The 17,772-nt window shown below is 72.8% G+C and carries 16 protein-coding genes; 7 read left to right on the top strand and 9 right to left on the bottom strand.

The features are described 5' to 3' along the window. Nucleotides 1–70 precede the first annotated feature (70 nt). Nucleotides 71–862 (top strand): helix-turn-helix transcriptional regulator, encoded by a 792-nt coding sequence (locus HD593_RS29465; protein ID WP_185105275.1) that lies wholly within the window; start codon nucleotides 71–73, stop codon nucleotides 860–862. Here the strand turns inward: HD593_RS29465 and HD593_RS29460 are convergent. From HD593_RS29460 to sigJ, 4 genes are all read right to left on the bottom strand, one after another. After that, nucleotides 859–2,709 carry a glycoside hydrolase family 15 protein gene (locus HD593_RS29460; RefSeq protein WP_185105274.1) on the bottom strand — a complete coding sequence of 617 codons (1,851 nt, stop codon included), beginning with the start codon at nucleotides 2,707–2,709 and terminating at the stop codon, nucleotides 859–861. The two genes, HD593_RS29465 and HD593_RS29460, sit on opposite strands and share 4 nt — an antisense overlap. A gap of 66 nt (nucleotides 2,710–2,775) precedes the next feature. Next, nucleotides 2,776–4,962: a SpoIIE family protein phosphatase gene (locus HD593_RS29455; protein WP_185105273.1), complete on the bottom strand. Its 2,187-nt coding sequence runs from the start codon at nucleotides 4,960–4,962 to the stop codon at nucleotides 2,776–2,778. Between the two features lie 247 nt (nucleotides 4,963–5,209). Next, nucleotides 5,210–5,443: a hypothetical protein gene (locus HD593_RS29450; RefSeq protein WP_185105272.1), complete on the bottom strand. Its 234-nt coding sequence runs from the start codon at nucleotides 5,441–5,443 to the stop codon at nucleotides 5,210–5,212. A gap of 79 nt (nucleotides 5,444–5,522) precedes the next feature. Further along, a complete protein-coding gene (gene sigJ / locus HD593_RS29445; RefSeq protein ID WP_312903791.1) occupies nucleotides 5,523–6,410 on the bottom strand; it encodes an RNA polymerase sigma factor SigJ in 888 nt (295 codons plus the stop codon). Nucleotides 6,411–6,554: 144 nt separating this feature from the next. On the opposite strand from sigJ, the gene HD593_RS29440 reads away from it, so the two are divergent. Genes HD593_RS29440 through rph form a run of 3 tightly spaced genes read left to right on the top strand, consistent with a single transcriptional unit; the run spans nucleotide 6,555 to nucleotide 11,803 of the window. Then, nucleotides 6,555–7,709, top strand: a complete 1,155-nt coding sequence (locus HD593_RS29440) for a serine hydrolase domain-containing protein (RefSeq protein ID WP_185105270.1) — start codon at nucleotides 6,555–6,557, stop codon at nucleotides 7,707–7,709. Continuing rightward, nucleotides 7,706–9,133 (top strand): MFS transporter, encoded by a 1,428-nt coding sequence (locus tag HD593_RS29435; RefSeq protein WP_185105269.1) that lies wholly within the window; start codon nucleotides 7,706–7,708, stop codon nucleotides 9,131–9,133. Before HD593_RS29440 ends, HD593_RS29435 begins: the two co-directional genes overlap by 4 nt. Before the next feature lie 60 nt (nucleotides 9,134–9,193). Then, entirely contained in the window at nucleotides 9,194–11,803 is a 2,610-nt protein-coding gene (rph, locus tag HD593_RS29430) for a rifamycin-inactivating phosphotransferase (RefSeq protein WP_312903789.1), read from the top strand. A gap of 10 nt (nucleotides 11,804–11,813) precedes the next feature. Here rph and HD593_RS29425 read toward each other — a convergent pair whose 3' ends face one another. From HD593_RS29425 to HD593_RS29415, 3 genes are read right to left on the bottom strand one after another with little or no spacing between them, the layout of a single operon-like run. Further along, nucleotides 11,814–12,890 carry a sigma-70 family RNA polymerase sigma factor gene (locus HD593_RS29425; RefSeq protein WP_281402740.1) on the bottom strand — a complete coding sequence of 359 codons (1,077 nt, stop codon included), beginning with the start codon at nucleotides 12,888–12,890 and terminating at the stop codon, nucleotides 11,814–11,816. Nucleotides 12,891–12,926: 36 nt separating this feature from the next. Next, nucleotides 12,927–13,241, bottom strand: coding sequence for a DMT family transporter (locus HD593_RS29420; protein ID WP_185105266.1), 315 nt, complete (start codon nucleotides 13,239–13,241; stop codon nucleotides 12,927–12,929). Then, nucleotides 13,238–13,864, bottom strand: a complete 627-nt coding sequence (locus tag HD593_RS29415) for an FMN-dependent NADH-azoreductase (protein WP_185105265.1) — start codon at nucleotides 13,862–13,864, stop codon at nucleotides 13,238–13,240. Before HD593_RS29415 ends, HD593_RS29420 begins: the two co-directional genes overlap by 4 nt. Nucleotides 13,865–13,938: 74 nt before the next feature. On the opposite strand from HD593_RS29415, the gene HD593_RS29410 reads away from it, so the two are divergent. The 3 genes from HD593_RS29410 (at nucleotide 13,939) to HD593_RS29400 (ending at nucleotide 16,256) form a co-directional block, all read left to right on the top strand. Continuing rightward, a complete protein-coding gene (locus tag HD593_RS29410) occupies nucleotides 13,939–14,490 on the top strand; it encodes a TetR/AcrR family transcriptional regulator (protein WP_185105264.1) in 552 nt (183 codons plus the stop codon). A gap of 67 nt (nucleotides 14,491–14,557) precedes the next feature. After that, complete coding sequence (locus HD593_RS29405; RefSeq protein ID WP_185105263.1) at nucleotides 14,558–15,745, top strand: acyltransferase family protein; 1,188 nt, start codon at nucleotides 14,558–14,560, stop codon at nucleotides 15,743–15,745. A gap of 214 nt (nucleotides 15,746–15,959) precedes the next feature. Then, nucleotides 15,960–16,256 carry a hypothetical protein gene (locus HD593_RS29400; protein WP_185105262.1) on the top strand — a complete coding sequence of 99 codons (297 nt, stop codon included), beginning with the start codon at nucleotides 15,960–15,962 and terminating at the stop codon, nucleotides 16,254–16,256. A gap of 24 nt (nucleotides 16,257–16,280) precedes the next feature. On the opposite strand, the gene HD593_RS29395 is transcribed toward HD593_RS29400, so the two are convergent. Together HD593_RS29395 and HD593_RS29390 are read right to left on the bottom strand one after the other, a co-directional pair. Continuing rightward, entirely contained in the window at nucleotides 16,281–16,664 is a 384-nt protein-coding gene (locus HD593_RS29395; protein ID WP_185105261.1) for an STAS domain-containing protein, read from the bottom strand. Between the two features lie 189 nt (nucleotides 16,665–16,853). Further along, the gene (locus HD593_RS29390; protein ID WP_185105260.1) at nucleotides 16,854–17,771 is read right to left on the bottom strand and encodes an NmrA family NAD(P)-binding protein; all 918 of its coding nucleotides are present in this window, start codon (nucleotides 17,769–17,771) and stop codon (nucleotides 16,854–16,856) included. Nucleotide 17,772 lies beyond the last annotated feature (1 nt).

The following is a 17,772-nucleotide window of genomic DNA, read 5'->3' as shown; positions in this document are numbered from 1 at the left end:
CGGCACGCGGGCGTGCGGCGAAGACGCCCGTAGTGCTAGTAGTCCCGCTACCAGCACTACCCTGGTCCGGGTGAGCACGGCGGCCGAACGGCGCAGAGAACTGGGCAGCTTCCTCCGCGCCAGACGCGCGGCCCTGGACCTTGTCACCGTCGGCCTGCCCCCGCCGGGGCCGCGCCGCAGGGGCGGCCTGCGCCGCGAGGAGGTCGCCACCCTCTCCGGGGTCAGCGCGACCTGGTACACCTGGCTGGAGCAGGGCCGCGACATCCAGCCCTCCCGCCAGGTCCTCGACGCCCTGGCCCGCACCCTGCGCCTGACCTCCGCCGAGCACGCCTACCTGCTCTCTCTGGCCGGGTACGCGCCGCTGCCCGCGGCCACCGCGGGCGCTGAGCGGACGGCGCCCGGCCACGTGCGGCGCCTGCTGGACGCGCTGGCCGGCTTCCCCGCCTACGCCATCGCCCCCGACTGGACGATCACCGGCTGGAACAGCGCCTACGCCACCCTGTACCCGAACGTGGCCACGGTGGACCCGGGCGAGCGGAACCTGCTGTGGCTGGTGTTCACCGACCCCTACGTCCGCGAGCTCCTGCCCGACTGGGAGACCACCAGCCGCCGCTTCCTCGCCGAGTTCCGCGCCGAGGCCGGTCCCCGCCTCGGCGACCTGGCCCGCACCCCGGTCGTCCAGCGCCTCCTGGAGACCAGCGAGGTGTTCGGCGCCGCCTGGCAGGACCACCACATCGAAGGCTTCACCTCCCGCGAACGGCTCTTCCACCACCCTGTCGCGGGCGTCCTGCGCTACGAGCACCACCGCCTGGCGCCCGCCGACCACCCCGACCTGCACGTGGTGATCTACACCCCCGCCTAGCCCAGGGCGTGATCGAGGTTGAAGGCGGCGCTGATGAGCGCCAGGTGGGTGAAGGCCTGCGGGAAGTTGCCGAGCTGCTCGCCGGTGTGCCCGATCTGCTCGGCGTACAGGCCGAGGTGGTTGGCGTAGGTGAGCATCTTCTCGAACGCCAGGCGGGCCTCGTCGATGCGGCCCGCCCTGGCCAGCGCCTCGACGTACCAGAACGAGCAGATCGAGAACGTGCCCTCCTGCCCCTCCAGGCCGTCCGGGCTGAGCAAGGGGTCGTAGCGGTAGACCAGGGAGTCGGAGACCAGGGTGCCGCCGAGCGCGTCCAGGGTGGACAGCCACTTGGGGTCGGTCGGCGAGACGAACTTGGCCAGCGGCATCATCAGCACGGCCGCGTCGAGCACCTCGTCGTCGAACTGCTGGACGAACCCCTGCAGCCGCTCCGACCAGCCGTGTTCCATGATGTCGCGGTAGATCGCGTCGCGGTTCCTGCGCCAGCGCGGGATGTCGGCGGGCAGGCCGCGCTGGCTCGCCACGCGCATGGCGCGCTCGATCGCGACCCAGCACATGAGGCGGGAGTAGGTGAAGTTCCTGCGCCCGCCGCGGGTCTCCCAGACGCCCTCGTCGGGCTGGTCCCAGTTGTCGCAGACCCAGTTGACCAGCGTGCACACCTCGTCCCAGCGATGGCTGGAGATGGGCGTGCCCCACTTGTTGTACAGGTACACGGAGTCGATGAGGGCGCCGTAGATGTCGAGCTGGAGCTGGTCGACGGCCGCGTTGCCGATCCGGACGGGCCGCGAGCCGCGGTAGCCCTCCAGGTGGGACAGCTCCTCCTCGGGCAGCTCGCTGCGGCCGTCGATGCCGTACATGATCTGCAGCGGCCCGCCCGGCCCCGTGCCGTCGAGCCGGACGTTCCGCTCCAGGAAGCCCATGAACGCCTCGGCCTCCTCGGTGAAGCCCAGCCGGAGCAGCGCGTAGACGCAGAACGCGGCGTCGCGCACCCAGACGTACCGGTAGTCCCAGTTGCGCCTGCCGCCGATCTGCTCGGGCAGGCTGGTCGTGGGCGCGGCGACGATGCCGCCGGTCGGCGCGTACGTGAGCAGCTTGAGCGTGAGCGCGGAGCGGTGCACGATCTCCCGCCAGCGGCCGCGGTAGCGGGAGGCCGACAGCCACCTGCGCCAGAACGCGACCGTGGCGGTGAACAGCCTCTCCGCCTCCTCCAGCGGGCAGCCGCGGGGCTGGACGCCGGGGACGAGCCGGTCCAGGGCGAACACGGCCAGCTCGCCCTCGCGCAGCACGAAGCGGCCGCGGACGTCGCGGCCGTCGTGCTCGACGGGAACGCTGGAGATGAGCCCCAGGCCGAGCGACGGCGACTCGAAGAACGTCATCGCGCCGTCCTGCGTGACGGTGTGCGGCTGTCGGGCGTAGTCGAAGCGGGGCGCCACCAGCACGCGGAACGGCAGCGTGCCGCGCACGCAGGTGACCCGCCGGATCAGCCGGTGCCGGTCGGCCTCGGAGGTGTCGCCCTCGATGGGCATGAAGTCCTGGATCTCGCCCACGCCGTCGTCCGCGAAGAAGCGCGTGATCAGCACGTTCGTGTCGGGGAAGTAGAACTGCTTGGTCGTGTACGGCACGTCGGCGGCCAGCTCGAACGAGCCACCCCGCTGGGCGTCCAGGAGCGAGCCGAACACCGACGGGGCGTCGAAGTGGGGGCAGCAGTACCAGTCGATGGTGCCGTTGGTGCCCACGAGCGCGACCGTGCGCAGGTCGCCGATCAGCCCGTGCTCGCCGATCGGCAGGTAACGGGGATCGCCGGGCTGGTCCTGTCCGGTGCTCGCCGGGCCGGTGCTGTCTGCCTGCATGTTCTCAACGTAGGCAGCGACGGGCGCCACGTCGCGGGGACGCGCCAGGAGTGCTCGACTGCGGGATCAGGGCTGGGGCTGCTCGTGCTTGAGCAGCAGCAGCGCGATGTCGTCGCAGCGCTGCTCGTCGCCGGGGGCGCAGCTCAGCAGCGTCTCGCTGAGCTGGTGGAGCGGCTGGTCGGCAGCCTGGGTGAGGTGCGCGGCCAGGCCGGCGATGGCGTCGCCCAGGTGCGTGTCCGGCCTCTCGACGAGCCCGTCGGTGTACAGGGCGAGGACGGCGCCCGGCGAGAACGGCACCTGCACCGGGTGGTACTCCGCGTCCGGATCGATGCCGAGCAGCGGACCGGGCGGGACGTCCACGGGTTCGGCGCTCCCGTGGGGGACGCGCAGCAGGGGCGGCAGGTGGCCGGCGTTGGCCGCGGAGAACGCGCGCAGGCGCAGGTCGAGATGGACGATCAGGCAACTGGTGAACAGTTCGGTGTCCAGGTCGAGGAGCAGCCAGTTGGCGTGCCGGAGCACGGCGCCCGGATCGGCGCCGAGGTCGGGGTTGGCGGCGACGGAGGTGTGGATGGCGGTGCGCACCTGCCCCATGAGCGCCGCCGCCGCCATGTTGTGCCCCTGGACGTCTCCGATGACGGCGACGGCGGCCTTGTCGTGCAGGCGGATGAGGTCGTAGAAGTCGCCGCCGATGCCGGCGCCGCGCGTGGCGGGCGTGTATCGGGCGGCCGTCTCCAGGCCCTCGATCTCGGGGAGCCGGCGGGGCAGGAGGTTGGACTGCAGGCTGTGGGCCATCTTGTCCTTCGCCTCGTACAGCAGGGCACGGTCCAGGGCCTGGGCCATCATGCCGGCCAGGGAGGTGAGCGTGGCGCGCTCGGCGCCGGCGAAGTGGCGCGGGTGGTCGAAGGCCAGCACGCACACCCCGATCACCCGGTCGGCGAAGGACAGCGGCAGCAGCGCCCAGGCGGCCATGCCGTCCGCGGGCATCGGGCCCAGGCCCCGGCCGCCGGGGTCCTGCCCGTCGCCGAGGAACGCCGGCCGGCCGGTACGGGCGACGTCACCGACGGGGCCGTCGGACGTCAGGGGCAGGAAGTCCAGGTGGCTCAGCAGCTCCGCGCTGCACCCGTGGGAGCCGATGATCCGCATCCTGCCGCCCTCGGCGACCAGGATCGTCATGGCCTGGACACCGCACATGGGCAGCATGTGAGCGGTGACCACGTCGATGACCTCGTGCGTGGTGAGCGCGCTGGTCAGCGTCGCCGCCATGTGCAGGAGGTTGTGCATGCCGCGCGCGTGCGCCGACGCGGGCAGGCCGTCCGGCTCCAGCCCGGCCTGATCGAGCCCGCCCTGCTCGACGCGGGTGAGCTGCAGGCTGACGCCGGACGGGCCGGGATGCAGCCGGATCTCGACCTGGTCGCCGTGCGGGGGAGTCAGGGTGTAGGAGGTGAGGCGCTGGCCGACCACCGCGGCACGGAAGCGGTCCTTGAAGTACGGGTCGCGCAGCCACCCCACGGCCTCCCACAACACCCGGCCGCAGAGGTCCGGCACGCTCGTGCCGAGCAGTTCGGCGGCCCGCGGGTTGGCGTAGGTGACGCGGCCGTGCAGATCGACCGAGACGCAGCCGTCCCGCAGCCGCTCGGCGAAGCCGGCGGCTGCCGTGGCGGCATCGGGCTCCGGCGGCGCGTCCGCGGGCGGCGCCAGGACGCGCGGCCGTGCGACCACGACCGGCGGCCCGCTGTCCCGCAGCAGCTCGCCCAGCCGCCGCGAGACCTCGTCGATGACCTCCCCGTCGGGAGAGCCGGGCGACGTGCGCGGCGCCGGCCAGATGAGCGCCCAGCAGCCCTTGACCTGCCCGTCGACGGAGATCGGGGAGACCATGATGGCGAAGTGGTACGGCGCCAGCAGCGAGGCGGCGGGGTAGCGGCGGGCCAGTTCCTCCGGATCGGGGACCCAGATCCGCTCTCCCAGGCGTACGGCCGCGGCCACCGGGGTGTCGCTCCAGGCCCGCATCCTGGACCACGGCTCCACGATCGGGCCGGGCAGCCCCAGCTCGGCCTGCATGAGCAGCAGTTGCCCTGTGCCGTCGAGCAGGAACAGCGCGGCGATGTGCGCTCCGGTCGCGCGTGCCGCCGACACGAGCGTCTCGTCCAGCGCGGTGGTGAGGTGCGCGCCGGACATGCTGGGTGGGGGAGAGGTGCCGGGCTCGCTGGTCCCCGTGGAGAGCATCGGGCCCTGCCCCTTCCCTGCGTCGGCCATGCGGTCACGCTATCCGCCAGGTTCGGGTGCCATGTGGGTGTTTGTCCTAATATGGCCGCGTGCGGGGCGGGCAATGGGCGTCCCCAGGCGATGTCATGGCCGGGCCGCCGCGTCGCCTTCACCGGCCGGGCCGTACGGAAAATCCCGGCAAATCTCCGCCCGGACTGGCCGGGCCGGATCGTGCGGGCGGGGGCCGGGCCGCCTTCCGCGCCGGACAGCGGGGCTCTCCCGCTGTCCGGCGGCCGTTTCACCAGGGGATCTGCAGGGCCCAGAGCTGGTTCGACTGGAAGCAGGTGTACCAGGGCCACAGGCCGTTGTTCCGGCCCTGCTGGCCGACGTGGTTGCAGCTTTCTGCGGTGGGGTAGTAGCCGTAGATGCCGGCCGGCGCGGCCGAGGCCGTGGCGGCGACGGGCACCGTGGCGCCGACGACGGCGGCGACGCCCAGGGTGGTGACGACGAGGCGTAGGGCTGCTCTTCTCATGAGTCTCCTCACCTGCGAATACACACCTTACTGTTAGTTAATTTTACTAATAGAAAGCCGTCGTACAAGGCTTGCCGGCTCACGGCTCGAGGCCGGTGAGGTCGAGCCGGGCCAGCCGCTCCGGGTCGGACAGGATGTCGATCGCGGCGATCCTGCCGTCGGTGATGGTGAAGCTCATGACGGAGATGAGCCGGCCGTCGATGGTGTTGACCAGGCCGGCGAGGCCGTTGACGAGCGCCGGGCGGGTGGCGGAGCCGGTGGCCATGCGGTGGAAGGTGTCCAGCTGCCCGGCCACGGCCGCCACGCCCCGGATGACCTTCATGCCGCCGGTGAGCAGCCCGCCGTCGGCACGGAGCACCACGTCGGGGTCGAGCACGGACACCAGCGCGGCGAAGTCGCCGTCACGGGCGGCCGCGAGGAACGCGTCCACGGCCCGGCGCTGGCTGCTCAGATCGGGATCGGGGCTCGGGGCCGCGCCGCGCACGCGCAGGCGTGCCCGGCTGGCGAGCTTCTTGGCCGTGGCCGGGGTACGGTCCACGATGGGCGCGATCTCCTCGAACGGCAGGCCGAACATGTCGTGGAGGACGAACGCCAGCCGCTCGGCCGGGCTCAGGGACTCCAGCACGACCAGCAGCGCCAGCCCCACCGAATCGGCCAGCAGCACCTCCCGCTCCGGGTCGGCGGCGTCCGCCTGGCTGACCACCGGGTCGGGCAGCCGCTCCTCCAGCGACTCCTCGCGCCTGGACTTGCGGCTGCGCAGCATGTCCAGGCACACCCGGCCGACCACGGTGGTCAGCCAGCCGCCGAGATTGCCGATGTCGGCCGCGTCCGAACGCGCCAGCCGCAGCCACGCCTCCTGGACGGCGTCCTCGGCCTCGCTCAGCGAGCCGAGCATCCGGTAGGCGACCGCCTTCAGATGGGGGCGGTGCGCCTGGAACTGGTCGGCCAGAAAGTCATCGTGCGTCACGGTCGCAAACCTCTCCATCGGCAGAACGTCATACCGGTGACGCATCAAACCAGGGAAAGGTGACCGCCCGCGCACCCGGTCACCTTTCTCCGGGATCGTCCGTCATGCCGGCGACCGACACTCACTCACGGAAGGTTGCCGACGATGAGCAGGATGGATGTCCACGGAACGGTCGCGGACGGCTTCGAGCAGGTGCGCGAGGCGTTCGCCGCGGTGCTGGCCGAGCAGGACGGCCAGGCGGGCGCGCAGCTCACCGCCTACGCGCACGGCCGGCGCGTGGTGGACCTGTGGGCCGGGGACGAGGTGGGCGGCGACACGCTGACCGCCGTCTACTCCTCCACCAAGGGGGCCGCGACGCTGGTGACGGCGCTGCTGGTGCAGGAGGGGGTGCTCGCCCTCGACGAGCCGGTGGCCCGGCACTGGCCGGAGTTCGCCGCCGCCGGCAAGGACACGATCACGCTGCGGGACGTGCTGACGCACCGCTCCGGCGTCCTCGGCGTGGACGGCGGGCTGCCGGCGGGCGAGCTGGCCGACGACGCGGTGATCGCGCGCCGCCTGGCCGGGCAGCGGCCGTACTGGCGTCCCGGCACGGCCTACGGCTATGGCGGATTCGTCACGTTCGCGATGGTGAACGAGGTGATCCGGCGGGTGACCGGCCGCTCGCTCCAGCAGGTGTACGACGAGCGCATCCGGGCCCCGTACGGGCTGGACCTCTACCTGGGACTGCCCGAGGCGGAGGAGGAGCGCTTCCTGCCGATCCAGCGGTGGACGGCCACCCCGGAGCAGGAGGCCGCGTTCTGGGCGAACCTGCCGGGCCGGGACAGCATCCTCGGCATCGGGTACGGGCTCAACAGCACGCCACCGCTGGACCAGGTGGCCTTCGCCAACACCCGCGCCGTACGCGCCGGCGGCCAGGCTTCGGCCGGCGGGGTGGGCAGCGCGCGCGGCCTGGCCGGCCTGTACGCCGCCGCCGTCTGGGGCCTCGACGGGCGGGCGCCGTTCCTCAAGCCGGACACCGTCGCCGAGTTCGCCCAGCTCCACTCCGTCGGCGCCGACCTGGTCCGCGGCGACCAGGGCAACTACGCGCTCGGCTTCCAGGCCAAGGGCCTGCGCTACCCGTTCCTGAGCGCGAACGCGTTCGGCCACGACGGCTCGGCCGGCTCGGAGGCGTTCGCCGACCCGCGCGGCGGCCTCGCCTTCGGCTACACGCGGCGCCGCTTCGGCTTCGCCTGGTCCTACCCCGAGCACGACCTGCTCGCCGCCGCCGTCCACCGCGCCGCCTGCGAGGACGTCCGATGACCTCGCACACCCCTCGGGAGAGAAGCGGCCTGGCCCTGCTGGTGATCGCCGCCGCGCAACTGCTGATGGTGATGGACGGCACGATCGTGACCGTGGGCCTGCCCGTCATCGGGGCCGGCCTGGACATCCCCGAGGCGGACCTGGACTGGGTCCTGACCTCCTACGCCCTGGCCTTCGGCGGCCTGTTGCTGGCCGGCGGGCGGGCCGGTGACCTGTTCGGCCGGCGCCGGATGTTCCGCGCCGGGCTGGTCGTCTTCCTGGCCGCGTCCCTGCTGGGCGGCGTGGCCGGCGACGGGACCGTCCTGATCGCCGCCCGCGTGCTGCAGGGCGTCGGCGCCGCGATCGTCGCCCCGGCCGCGCTGTCCCTGCTCGCCGACACCTTCCCCGCCGGGCCCGGACGCAACAGGGCGCTCGGCGTCTACGGCGCCATGGGCGGCCTGGGCTCGGTCACCGGCCTGCTGCTGGGCGGCGCGCTGACGGAGTACCTGGGCTGGCGCTGGATCATGTTCGTCAACGTCCCCATCGCGCTGCTGGTCCTGGCCGGCACCGTCGTCCTGCGGCCCGGGACTCGCGAGCGGGGCGGCCTCGACCTGCCCGGCGCGGTCACCGTGACGCTCGCACTCGGCTCGCTGGTCTACGCGATCAACCGGGCGGGCTCGCACGGCGCCGGCGACGCGCTCACGCTGGCCTTCGGCGCCGCCGCCCTGGCGCTGCTCGGCGCGTTCGTGCTCATCCAGCGCAGTGCCCGCAGCCCGATGTTGCCGCCGGCGGTGATGGCCGACCGCGGCAGGCTCGGCGCCAACCTCGTGATGTTGCTGATGGGAGCCGGGCAGCTGGCGACGTTCTACTTCCTGACCCTCTACATGCAGACGATCAACCAGTACTCGCCCATGATCACCGGGCTGGCGTACCTGCCGTTCGCCGTCGGCATCGGCATCGGCTCGGGACTCGTCGGACCCCGGCTGCAGGCCCGCACCTCCACCCGGATCGTCCTGGTGGCCGGGATGGCGGTGGCCGCCGTGGCGATGGGCTGGTTCAGCCTCCTGGCCCCGGGCCAGAACCCCCTGGTCGTCCTCCTGCCCGCCCAGCTCGCCGGCGGCATCGGCCTGGGGATCGGCTTCGTCGGCGCCACCATCGGCGGCGTGCAGGGCGTCGCGGCGCGTGACTCCGGGATCGCCTCCGGCCTGGTCAACACCAGCCAGCAGATCGGCGGTGCCCTCGGCCTGGCCGTACTGGCGGGCCTGGCCGCCACCGCCACCGCGAGCCGGCCTCCGGGCACGCCCCTCCAGGACGCGCTCACCAGCGGCTACACCACGGGCCTGCTCGGCGCGGGCGGCTTCTACCTGGCCGCGATCCTCACCGCCGTCATCCTGTATCGGACACCCCGCCACTTTCACCATATATCAGATGCCCGCGCCTCATGAGGCGCCGGAACCTGCTTCATAATGGCGCGTTGCGAACCAGCCCCGGCAGACGATGGAGCGGTGAACGTGCACTACGTGATGGGTTTCGAGCAGATCGGGTCGTCGGATGTCGCAGAAGCCGGCGGAAAGGGCGCGCACCTCGGCGAGCTCTCGCGCATCGACGGCATCCGCGTGCCGGACGGCTTCTGCGTGACGACGGCCGCCTTCCAGCGGGTCATGGCCGGGGTGCCGTCGCTCGACGCCCGGCTCGACCTGCTGTCGCGCGTCGAGCCGGGCGACCACGCGGCGATCCGCACCCTCAGCGCCGAGGTCCGCCGTGCCATCGAAGGCGCCGAGATGCCCGGCGAGGTCGCGGAGGCCATCGGCGCGGCGCTCGCCCGGCTCGGGGAGCAGGACTCCTACGCGGTCCGCTCCAGCGCGACGGCGGAGGACCTGCCGGGCGCCTCCTTCGCCGGCCAGCAGGACTCGTACCTGAACATCGCAGGCCCGGCGGAGATCCTCCGGCACGTCCGGCGCTGCTGGGCCTCGCTGTTCACCGAACGGGCGGTGACCTACCGGTGCCGCAACGGCTTCGACCACCGCAAGGTGCGGATGGCCGTGGTCGTGCAGCGGATGGTGTTCCCGGACGCGGCCGGCATTCTCTTCACCGCCGACCCCGTGACCTCGAACCGGAAGGTCGCCACGGTGGAGGCCGCCTGGGGGCTCGGCGAGACGCTCGTGTCCGGCCTGGCGGCCGGGGACGTCTACACGGTGCGCGACGATCAGGTCGTCACCGCGACGGTCGCCACCAAGTCCCGGTCCGCCCAGGCGGCGCCGGGCGGCGGCACCCGGGACGCCCCCGTCGAGCCGCGGCGGCAGACGCAGCCGGTGCTCACGGACGCGCAGGCCGTGCGCCTGGTACGGCTGGGCCGCCGCATCGAGGCGCACTTCGGCCGCCCCCAGGACATCGAATGGTGCCTGGCCGGCGACGACTTCCACATCGTCCAGAGTCGGCCGATCACCACCCTGTTCCCCGTCCCCGCCGCCGGCGACCAGGACGCCCACGTCTACGTCTCCGTCGGCCACCAGCAGATGATGACCGACGCGATGAAGCCACTGGGCCTGTCCGTGTGGCAGCTGACGACGCTGCGGCCGATGCGCGAGGCGGGCGGGCGGCTGTTCGTCGACGTGGCCCCCAACCTGGCGACGGCCGCGGGCCGCGCCTGGCTCATCGGGACCCTGGGCAGGTCCGACCCGCTGATGCGCGACGCGCTGCAGACCGTGGTCGACCGCGGCTTCGTCCCCTCCCTCCCGGACGAGGCCGCCGGCGGCCCGCCCGGCGGCGCCCCGCGCCCCGCGGCCGAGCCCGATCCGGCCGTCGTCACCGAGCTGGTCCGGGAGAACCAGGAGTCCGTCGCCACCCTGCGGCGCGAGATCCAGGCCGTGTCCGGCCCGGCGCTGCTGGACTTCATCCTGGCCGACCTCGCGGAGCTGAGGCGCCTGCTGTCCGATCCGCGCAACATGCAGCTGATCATGGCGTCGATGGAGGCCACCTGGTGGCTCAACGACCACCTCGAGAAGTGGCTGGGCGAGAAGAACGCGGCCGACGCGCTCACGCAGTCCGTCCCGCACAACGTCACGTCGGAGATGGGACGGGCACTCCTCGACGTCGCCGACGCCATCCGGCCGCACCCCGAGGCCGTGACACTCCTGCGGCGCGTCGCGGACGAGGGCCGGCCGGGCGACGGCTTCCTGAACGAGCTCGCCGGCCTGCCCGGCGGCAGGGAGGCGCGCGATGCCGTCCAGGGCTTCCTCGACGCGTACGGCATGCGCTGCGCGGGCGAGATCGACGTCACCAGGACGCGCTGGAGCGAGGATCCCGCCACGCTCGTGCCCACCATCCTCGGCAACCTCGACAACTTCGAGCCGGGCGCGGGCCGGCGACTCTTCGAACAGGGACTCCACGAGGCACGACGGAAGGAACAGGAGCTGCTGGCACGACTGCGCGCCCAGCCCGACGGCGAGCAGCGGGCCCAGGAGACCAAGCGGATGATCGACTGCGTCCGCGCCTTCGCCGGATACCGCGAGTACCCCAAGTACGGCATGGTCAGCCGCTACTTCGTCTACAAGCAGGCGCTGCTGCGGGAAGCCGATCGCCTCGTCGGGGCCGGGGTCCTGCGCGAGCGGGACGACATCTTCTTCCTCCGCTTCGAGGAGCTGCGGGAGGTCGTCCGCACCGGCGAAGCGGACGCCGCGCTCATCCTGGAGAGGCGGGCGGCGTTCCGCTCGTACGAGGCGCTCACCCCGCCCCGCGTCCTCACCTCCGACGGCGAGACCATCACCGGCCGGTACCTGCGTGACGACCTCCCGCCCGGCGCGCTGCCCGGCCTCCCGGTCTCGGCCGGCACCGTCGAAGGCCGGGCCCGGGTGGTCACGGACATGGCGCGCGCCGAGCTGGAGGCGGGCGACATCCTGGTCACCCCCTACACCGACCCCGGCTGGACCCCCTTGTTCGTCACCGCCGCCGGGCTGGTGACGGAGGTGGGCGGCCTCATGACGCACGGGGCGGTGATCGCGCGGGAGTACGGCCTGCCGGCCGTGGTGGGGGTGGAGGGCGCCACCCGGCTGATCCGCGACGGGCAGCGCATCCGCGTTCACGGCACCGACGGGTACGTCCAGCTCCTCGACTGAACAGGACGACTCATGGCCGGGCGGGCCGCCCCACATGGGCCAGCAGCCGGACCAACGGGGGCGCCGCGGGCGGCACGGGGATCGCCTCGGCGAACTGGCCGGCCCGGCGCTGCGCCTCGCCGACGCCGGATTCGGCGTACTGCCACACCGCACGCACCACGTCCTCGTCGGCGGGATGGGGCTGGCCGGCACCGGTGGCGATGTCCCAGCCGTGGATCAGCGACTCGTGCAGGCTGATCGAGGCCAGCACCGCCCCGGGCACGGTGGCGCCCATGAACGCGAACGGCCGTTCCAGCACGCCGGGCGCCGCGAAGGCCGCCACCGACCGCACGGAACGCCGCGGCCGGGTCGCCGCCGAGGTGGTCGGTGTCCGCCTGCCGCTGGGCGTCGAGCTCGGCCGGGTCCACCTGGTCGCCCTCGGCGAAGCGGGCGAGCAGCAGCCGCGGCAGGTGCCCGTGCCGTCGGGCAGGTAGGCCGCCAGCGCGGGCTGGCCGTTCGCGGCGATCTCGACCTGCTCCGGCGGCATCCGCAGGATCACGTCCTCGCGCAGCAGCGCGGCCAGCGTGTCGAGGTCGCGCCGCTGCCAGGACCGCACGAAGCGCCGCAACAACTGCTGCTCGTAGGCGTCCAGCGGACGGCCGGCGGCGGCGCGGGAGCGCAGCGCCGCCCGCCCGCGCTGCAACGAGCTGTTGACGGCCGGGACGCTGACGCCGAGCAGGGCGGCGACCTCGGCGGCGCTCCAGCACAGCACCTCGCGCAGGATGACCACGGCCCGCTGCGTGGCCGGCAGCAGCTGCAGCGCCGCGACGAACGCCAGCGCCACCTCCTCGCGCCGCTCGGCCACCAGCGCGGGGTCGAGCAGCGTGTCGGGGTAGGGCTGCAGGTGGGCGATCTCGGCGTGCACGGCAGGCAGCCGCCCACGCCGTTCGACGGCCCGCAGGCACGCCATCGTCGCGATCCGGTGCAGCCAGTGGTGCAGCGGCGCCCGGCCCTGGAAACCGTCCAGCCCGCGCCAGGCACGCAGCAGCGTCTCCTGGACGGCGTCCTCGGCCTGGTCGAGCGAGCCGAGCATGCGGTAGCAGTGCAGGTGCAGGGCCCGGATCGGCTACTCGAAGACCCCTTCTCAGGAGGTGACCCGGGCCAGCACGATGCCGCCGACGATCAGGGCGAGCGCCGCCATCCTGCCCACCGACACGGGATCGTCGTTGAGCACGATGCCCAGGGTGATTGCGCCGACGGCGCCGATGCCGGTGAAGACGGCGTACGCGGTGCCGACCGGCAGCGTGTTCATGGCCTGGGACAGCAGCCAGACGGCGGCGGCCATCAGGACCAGGCAGATCAGCGTGGGCAGCGGCCGGGTGAAGTTCTGCGTCGGCTTGATGGACTGCGACCACGCCACCTCGACGAGCCCGGCCAGCAGCAGGACCAGCCAGTTCATCGCGCCGCCTCCTTGAGCGCCGCGGCCAGCGACTCCTCGTGCCGTCCACGCAGGTGCGCCAGCGCCGGGTCGAGGCGGGCGTTGACCAGCTCCGCGTGGATGAACGTCACGTCCTCGACCCTGAAGTGCCCCTTGAAGAAGTCGCGCAGGTAGCGCTCCTGATGGTCGTACGGCTCGCGCGGCGTGCCGGGGCCGTACGCGCCGCCGCGCGCGCTCGTCACCACGAACGACCGCCCGGCGAGCGACATCTTGGGGAACGTGATCTGGTCGAGCCAGGCCTTCAGCGCCGAGGGGATCGAGTAGTTGTACATCGGCGTGCCGATGAGGATCACCTCGGCCGCGGCCACCTCGTCGAGCAGCGGCTCCACGACGGCCCACGCCTGGCGCTGGGCCGGGGTGCGGACCGCCTCCCGGTAGCGCGAGAGGTCGGTGATCTCGTGCTCCAGGATGTGGTCGCACAGCTCGGTCCACGCCTCGCCGATGTGCGGCACGGGCTGCGCGGCCAGGTCGCGGTAGACGTAGCCGGCCTGCGGGTGGGCGGCGCGCCAGGTCTCGGCGTACACGCCCGACAGCCTCCGCGAGAACGACGCCCGGCGGGCGCTGGAGTCCAGGTGCAGCAGCATGATCTCTCCCTGATATGTGGACACGCTGTCCACTTCAATATAACCGGACAGCGTGTCCGGATACAATCGGGTGCATGGAGAGAGCCGACGCCGCACGCAACCGCGCCCGGATCCTCGAGGCGGCCGCCCTGCTGTTCGCGCAGCGGCCCCCGCAGGACGTGACGATGGACGACATCGCCAAGCTGGCCGGGGTGGGCCGGGGCACGCTCTACCGCCGCTATCCCGACCGGGCCTCGATCGCCGTCGCGCTGCTCGACGAGCACGAGCGGGACCTGCAAGAACGCCTGCTGCGCGGCGAGCCGCCCCTGGGCCCGGGAGCGCCGCCGGCCGAGCGGCTGGCCGCCTTCTACGCCGCCATGGTCCGCCTGCTGGAGGACCACTCCCACCTGGTGCTCGGCTCGGAGGTGGGCCGCTCCCGCTTCGAGACGGGCGCGTACGGCTTCTGGCGCGCCCACGTGCGCGCGCTCCTGACCGCCGCGGGCAGCCCCCGGCCGGACGCGCTGGTCGACGTCCTGCTCGCCCCGCTGGCACCGGAGGTGTACGGCTACCAGCGCACGGTGCTCGGCCTCACCCCTGAGCAGATCACCGAAGCGCTGACCAGGCTCACGAGAACCCTCGGCTCGTGAACCTCTCGCGAGATCTGGCCGGAAAATGCGGCAGGCAAAGGATCACGAATCCGATACGTTGAGCCATATGTCCCAGGCCCTTCCCCGAGCCGAACGTGTCGCCCCCCAGACCCCGCCCCGGCTCGCCTGGCTGGACGCCCTGCGGGGCCTCGGCGCCCTCGCGGTGGTGGGGGAGCACCTGACGACCTGGGCCATGCCCTGGTTACGGCCCACCTCCTTCAACCTCGGCGTCTACGGCGTGCTGGTGTTCTTCCTGGTCAGCGGGTACATCATCCCGACCTCGCTGGAGCGGCACGGCGACGTGCGGGCGTTCTGGATCGGGCGGTTCTTCCGCCTGTACCCGCTCTACCTCGTAGTGATCGGACTGGTCCTCGCCCTGGCCTGGTGGATCCCGGTGCGGCCGGAGGTGTCCAGGGACCTGTCGTCCGTGGCCGCCCACGCGACGATGCTCCTGGACGCGGTGGGCGCGGCGGGCGTGCTGAACACCATGTGGACGCTGTCGTACGAGATGGTCTTCTACCTGCTGGTCGTCGCGCTGTTCACGGCCGGTGTGCGCGACCGCCGGGGGCTGCTGCCGGTGCTGTTCGCGCTCGTCGCGGCCGGCGCGGCGCTCGTGCTGCCGGGGCCGCCGTTGCCGGGCGGGTGGGCGGCCCTGGTCTCGTGCGGGGTGTTCGTGACGGGGATGGCGTGCGTGGTGGCCGGTCGCGGGCGCACGGTGGCGGCGTACGTGCTGGGTGGGATGGCTCTGGTGCTGGTGTTGTCGAGCAGCCGGGTTCCCTGGTTCGGCGTGGCGATCCTGGCCGTGATGTTCGCCGGGACGGCGGTCCATCGGTGGGAGCGCGGCCAGGGGCCGCTGTGGCCGGTGGCGGTCGCCGTGGGGGTCGTCGCCGCGATGCCCCTGTGGGCGCTGAACGCGGGCTGGTGGTGGGTGCGGCCGGGCGTGTGGGGCCTGACGATCCTGCTCGCCGTCCTCACCTTCGCCGCCGCCATGGCCTGGCGGGCCCGGACCATCCCCGCCGTGCTCACCTGGCTCGGGACGATCAGCTACTCCCTCTATCTCGTACACCTGCCGATCCTTCTGGCCGTCATGCAGGTGGCCGGAGAGATGCGCTGGTCGCCGTTGCCGTTACAGATCGGCGTCAGCGTGGCGTTCCTGGGCCTGCTGGTGCCGGCGAGCTGGCTGAGCCACCGCTTCGTCGAACGGCCGATGCAGCTTCTCGGTCGTCGAGGGATAGCAAAGACTAGGGCGAAATAAAGCCACGTTGCGTGATTTGGGAAGCCTCGTTATACCCGCCGTGTTGTCGCGAATATCGGCCGAAACAGGAGAAAAGGCCGAAAGGTTCGGTATACAACTCTGGAGGACATCATGCAGACGAGGAAATATCTCGGGCTACTGGGGCTGCGGCCTTCGGTGGTTCCGTACCCGGATCCCCGCGCACCTGGCGGGGGCGGCTCGGACACCAGCCGTAGTGCCCGCCGGCGGAGGCGTCGCCGCTGACGACGGCGCGTCCGGCTACGGCAGGCGCGAGCCGGTCGGCGAACGCCTTGATCGGGCGGCGGGCAACGCCCGTCGTGATCAGGGTTTCGCCGGCGGCCACGCCGCGGCGGGGGTGCGCACACCGCCGCGGGCCCGGCCGTGTACGCCGGGACCTGGCCGCGGGCCCGGCCGTGTACGCCGGGACCTGGCCGCGGGCCCGGCCGTACGCCGGGGCCCGGCCGCCGACGCCGCGGATCCGGCCGCGTACAGCCGCGATTACGCCGTGTGAGGCGCCGCGGGCCCCAGGTCCGCGTCAGCTCACGCCGCCGCCGACCGGGAACGGCTGCGCCGCCGCCTGGAGCGCGGCGCGGATCGCCTGCTCCAAGCTTTCGTGCACGTTCAGCCGGCCCTCGATCTCGCTGAGCAGGTGCGCCGGCCCTCGCTGCAACGCCGCCACGTGCAGGCTCGCCCCGTTGCTGTAGGCGACGTCGTGGGCGTGCAGCAGGACGTGCAGAGCCGAGACGCCCAGGTAGGGCACCTCGCTCAGATCGAGCACCACGTGATCGCCCTGATGTCGGCGCGTGCGGCTGATGTAGTCGTCCAGGAGGTGGGCGGTGGTGATGTCCACCTCCCCGGCAACCGCGATCACGGTCACGCCGGGCAGGTACTGAGAACTGAACGTCAGCGGCGACGGCACAGCGGCGGACCTCCATCAGAGCCCAGGGGGACGGGCGCGTGTCCGGATACGCCTACACTACGCCTGGATACAGCCCAGGGCGCTACCCCGCGGCCCGCTCGCGGAGCAAAAATTTCCCGGCCGTCTGGATTTGCGAGGAAAGTCCTCGCGTCTTTTTGGCTTTCAGGCGGCGCACCCCCCTACATAACGTCAGGCCGCGGTGAATTGAGCGCGGATGGCGGCGGCGCCGGAACCGGCGAGCCAGCCGGTGAGCGTGCGCATGCCGGGATGGATGACCCGCAGGGCCTCGATGTCGGCGTGCCAGCGGTGACCGGCCTGCCAGTGCTTCCTGGCTTCGGCGATCTCCCGGCCGAGTCGAGCGGCCTCGGCGTCGGTGAGCTGCTCGTACCGGATCGGCAGGCCCGTGGCGGCCGCGATCGCGGTGGCCGCCTCCACCGGGGTCGGCTCGTCGCCGGCCAGCTCCAGGGTGCGCCCGGCGAACCGGGCCGGGTCCGCGAACGCCAGCGCGGCGAACTCGGCGATGTCCTCCAGCGCGATGACCTGCATGGGCTCGTTCGGAGGGAAGAGGTGCCGGTGCACGCCGTCAGGGGAGATGCCGTCGATGTGGGCGACCCCGGCGCCGAGATAGTTCGTCATGAACCGGACCGGGCGCAGCACGGTGGGCAGCGCCACGTGGTCGTGCAGGTACTCCTCGATCAGCGTCTTGCCCCGCGCCCCTCGCGTCGGGGCCGAGGTGGAGGCGACCGTGCTGAAGACGATCTGCTCGACGCCCGCCTTGGCCGCGGCGTCGATCAGCGCCCTGCCCCGGGCCGCTTCGAGCTCCGGCTGCGGCCCGTCCGGGCCGAAGGCCACCGGCGGAACGCCGAACACGGCGGCGACCCCGTCCAGCGCCGGCGGCAGGCTCGCCGGATCGTCGAAATCGCCGCGTACGAGCCGGGCGCCCGCGGCGGCCAGCCCGGCGGCGGCCGGCGCGGCCGGGTCGCGCACCAGCGCCCGGACGTTCCACCCGCCGGCGAGCAGCCGCCGGGCGGTGGCGCCGCCCTGCCTGCCGGTGGCGCCGGTGACGAGAATCGCAGCGCCGGTGCGTGCGGGGGTAGCGGTGGTCATG

This window comes from Nonomuraea rubra (assembly GCF_014207985.1).
In the GTDB taxonomy this organism is placed as follows: Bacteria; Actinomycetota; Actinomycetes; order Streptosporangiales; family Streptosporangiaceae; genus Nonomuraea; species Nonomuraea rubra.
Note: the sequence above shows the minus strand (reverse complement) of the source record. Positions and strands in the feature narration are given on the sequence as shown.

Excerpts from the sequence above, each read along its gene's own strand:
- HD593_RS29405 (WP_185105263.1), top strand. The coding sequence starts at position 14,558 with ATGTCCCAGGCCCTTCCCCGAGCCGAACGTGTCGCCCCCCAGACCCCG.
- HD593_RS29410 (WP_185105264.1), top strand. The coding sequence starts at position 13,939 with ATGGAGAGAGCCGACGCCGCACGCAACCGCGCCCGGATCCTCGAGGCG.
- HD593_RS29420 (WP_185105266.1), bottom strand. The coding sequence starts at position 13,241 with ATGAACTGGCTGGTCCTGCTGCTGGCCGGGCTCGTCGAGGTGGCGTGG.
- HD593_RS29435 (WP_185105269.1), top strand. The coding sequence starts at position 7,706 with ATGACCTCGCACACCCCTCGGGAGAGAAGCGGCCTGGCCCTGCTGGTG.
- HD593_RS29390 (WP_185105260.1), bottom strand. The coding sequence starts at position 17,771 with ATGACCACCGCTACCCCCGCACGCACCGGCGCTGCGATTCTCGTCACC.
- HD593_RS29415 (WP_185105265.1), bottom strand. The coding sequence starts at position 13,864 with ATGCTGCTGCACCTGGACTCCAGCGCCCGCCGGGCGTCGTTCTCGCGG.
- HD593_RS29450 (WP_185105272.1), bottom strand. The coding sequence starts at position 5,443 with ATGAGAAGAGCAGCCCTACGCCTCGTCGTCACCACCCTGGGCGTCGCC.
- HD593_RS29460 (WP_185105274.1), bottom strand. The coding sequence starts at position 2,709 with ATGCAGGCAGACAGCACCGGCCCGGCGAGCACCGGACAGGACCAGCCC.
- HD593_RS29455 (WP_185105273.1), bottom strand. The coding sequence starts at position 4,962 with ATGGCCGACGCAGGGAAGGGGCAGGGCCCGATGCTCTCCACGGGGACC.
- HD593_RS29440 (WP_185105270.1), top strand. The coding sequence starts at position 6,555 with ATGAGCAGGATGGATGTCCACGGAACGGTCGCGGACGGCTTCGAGCAG.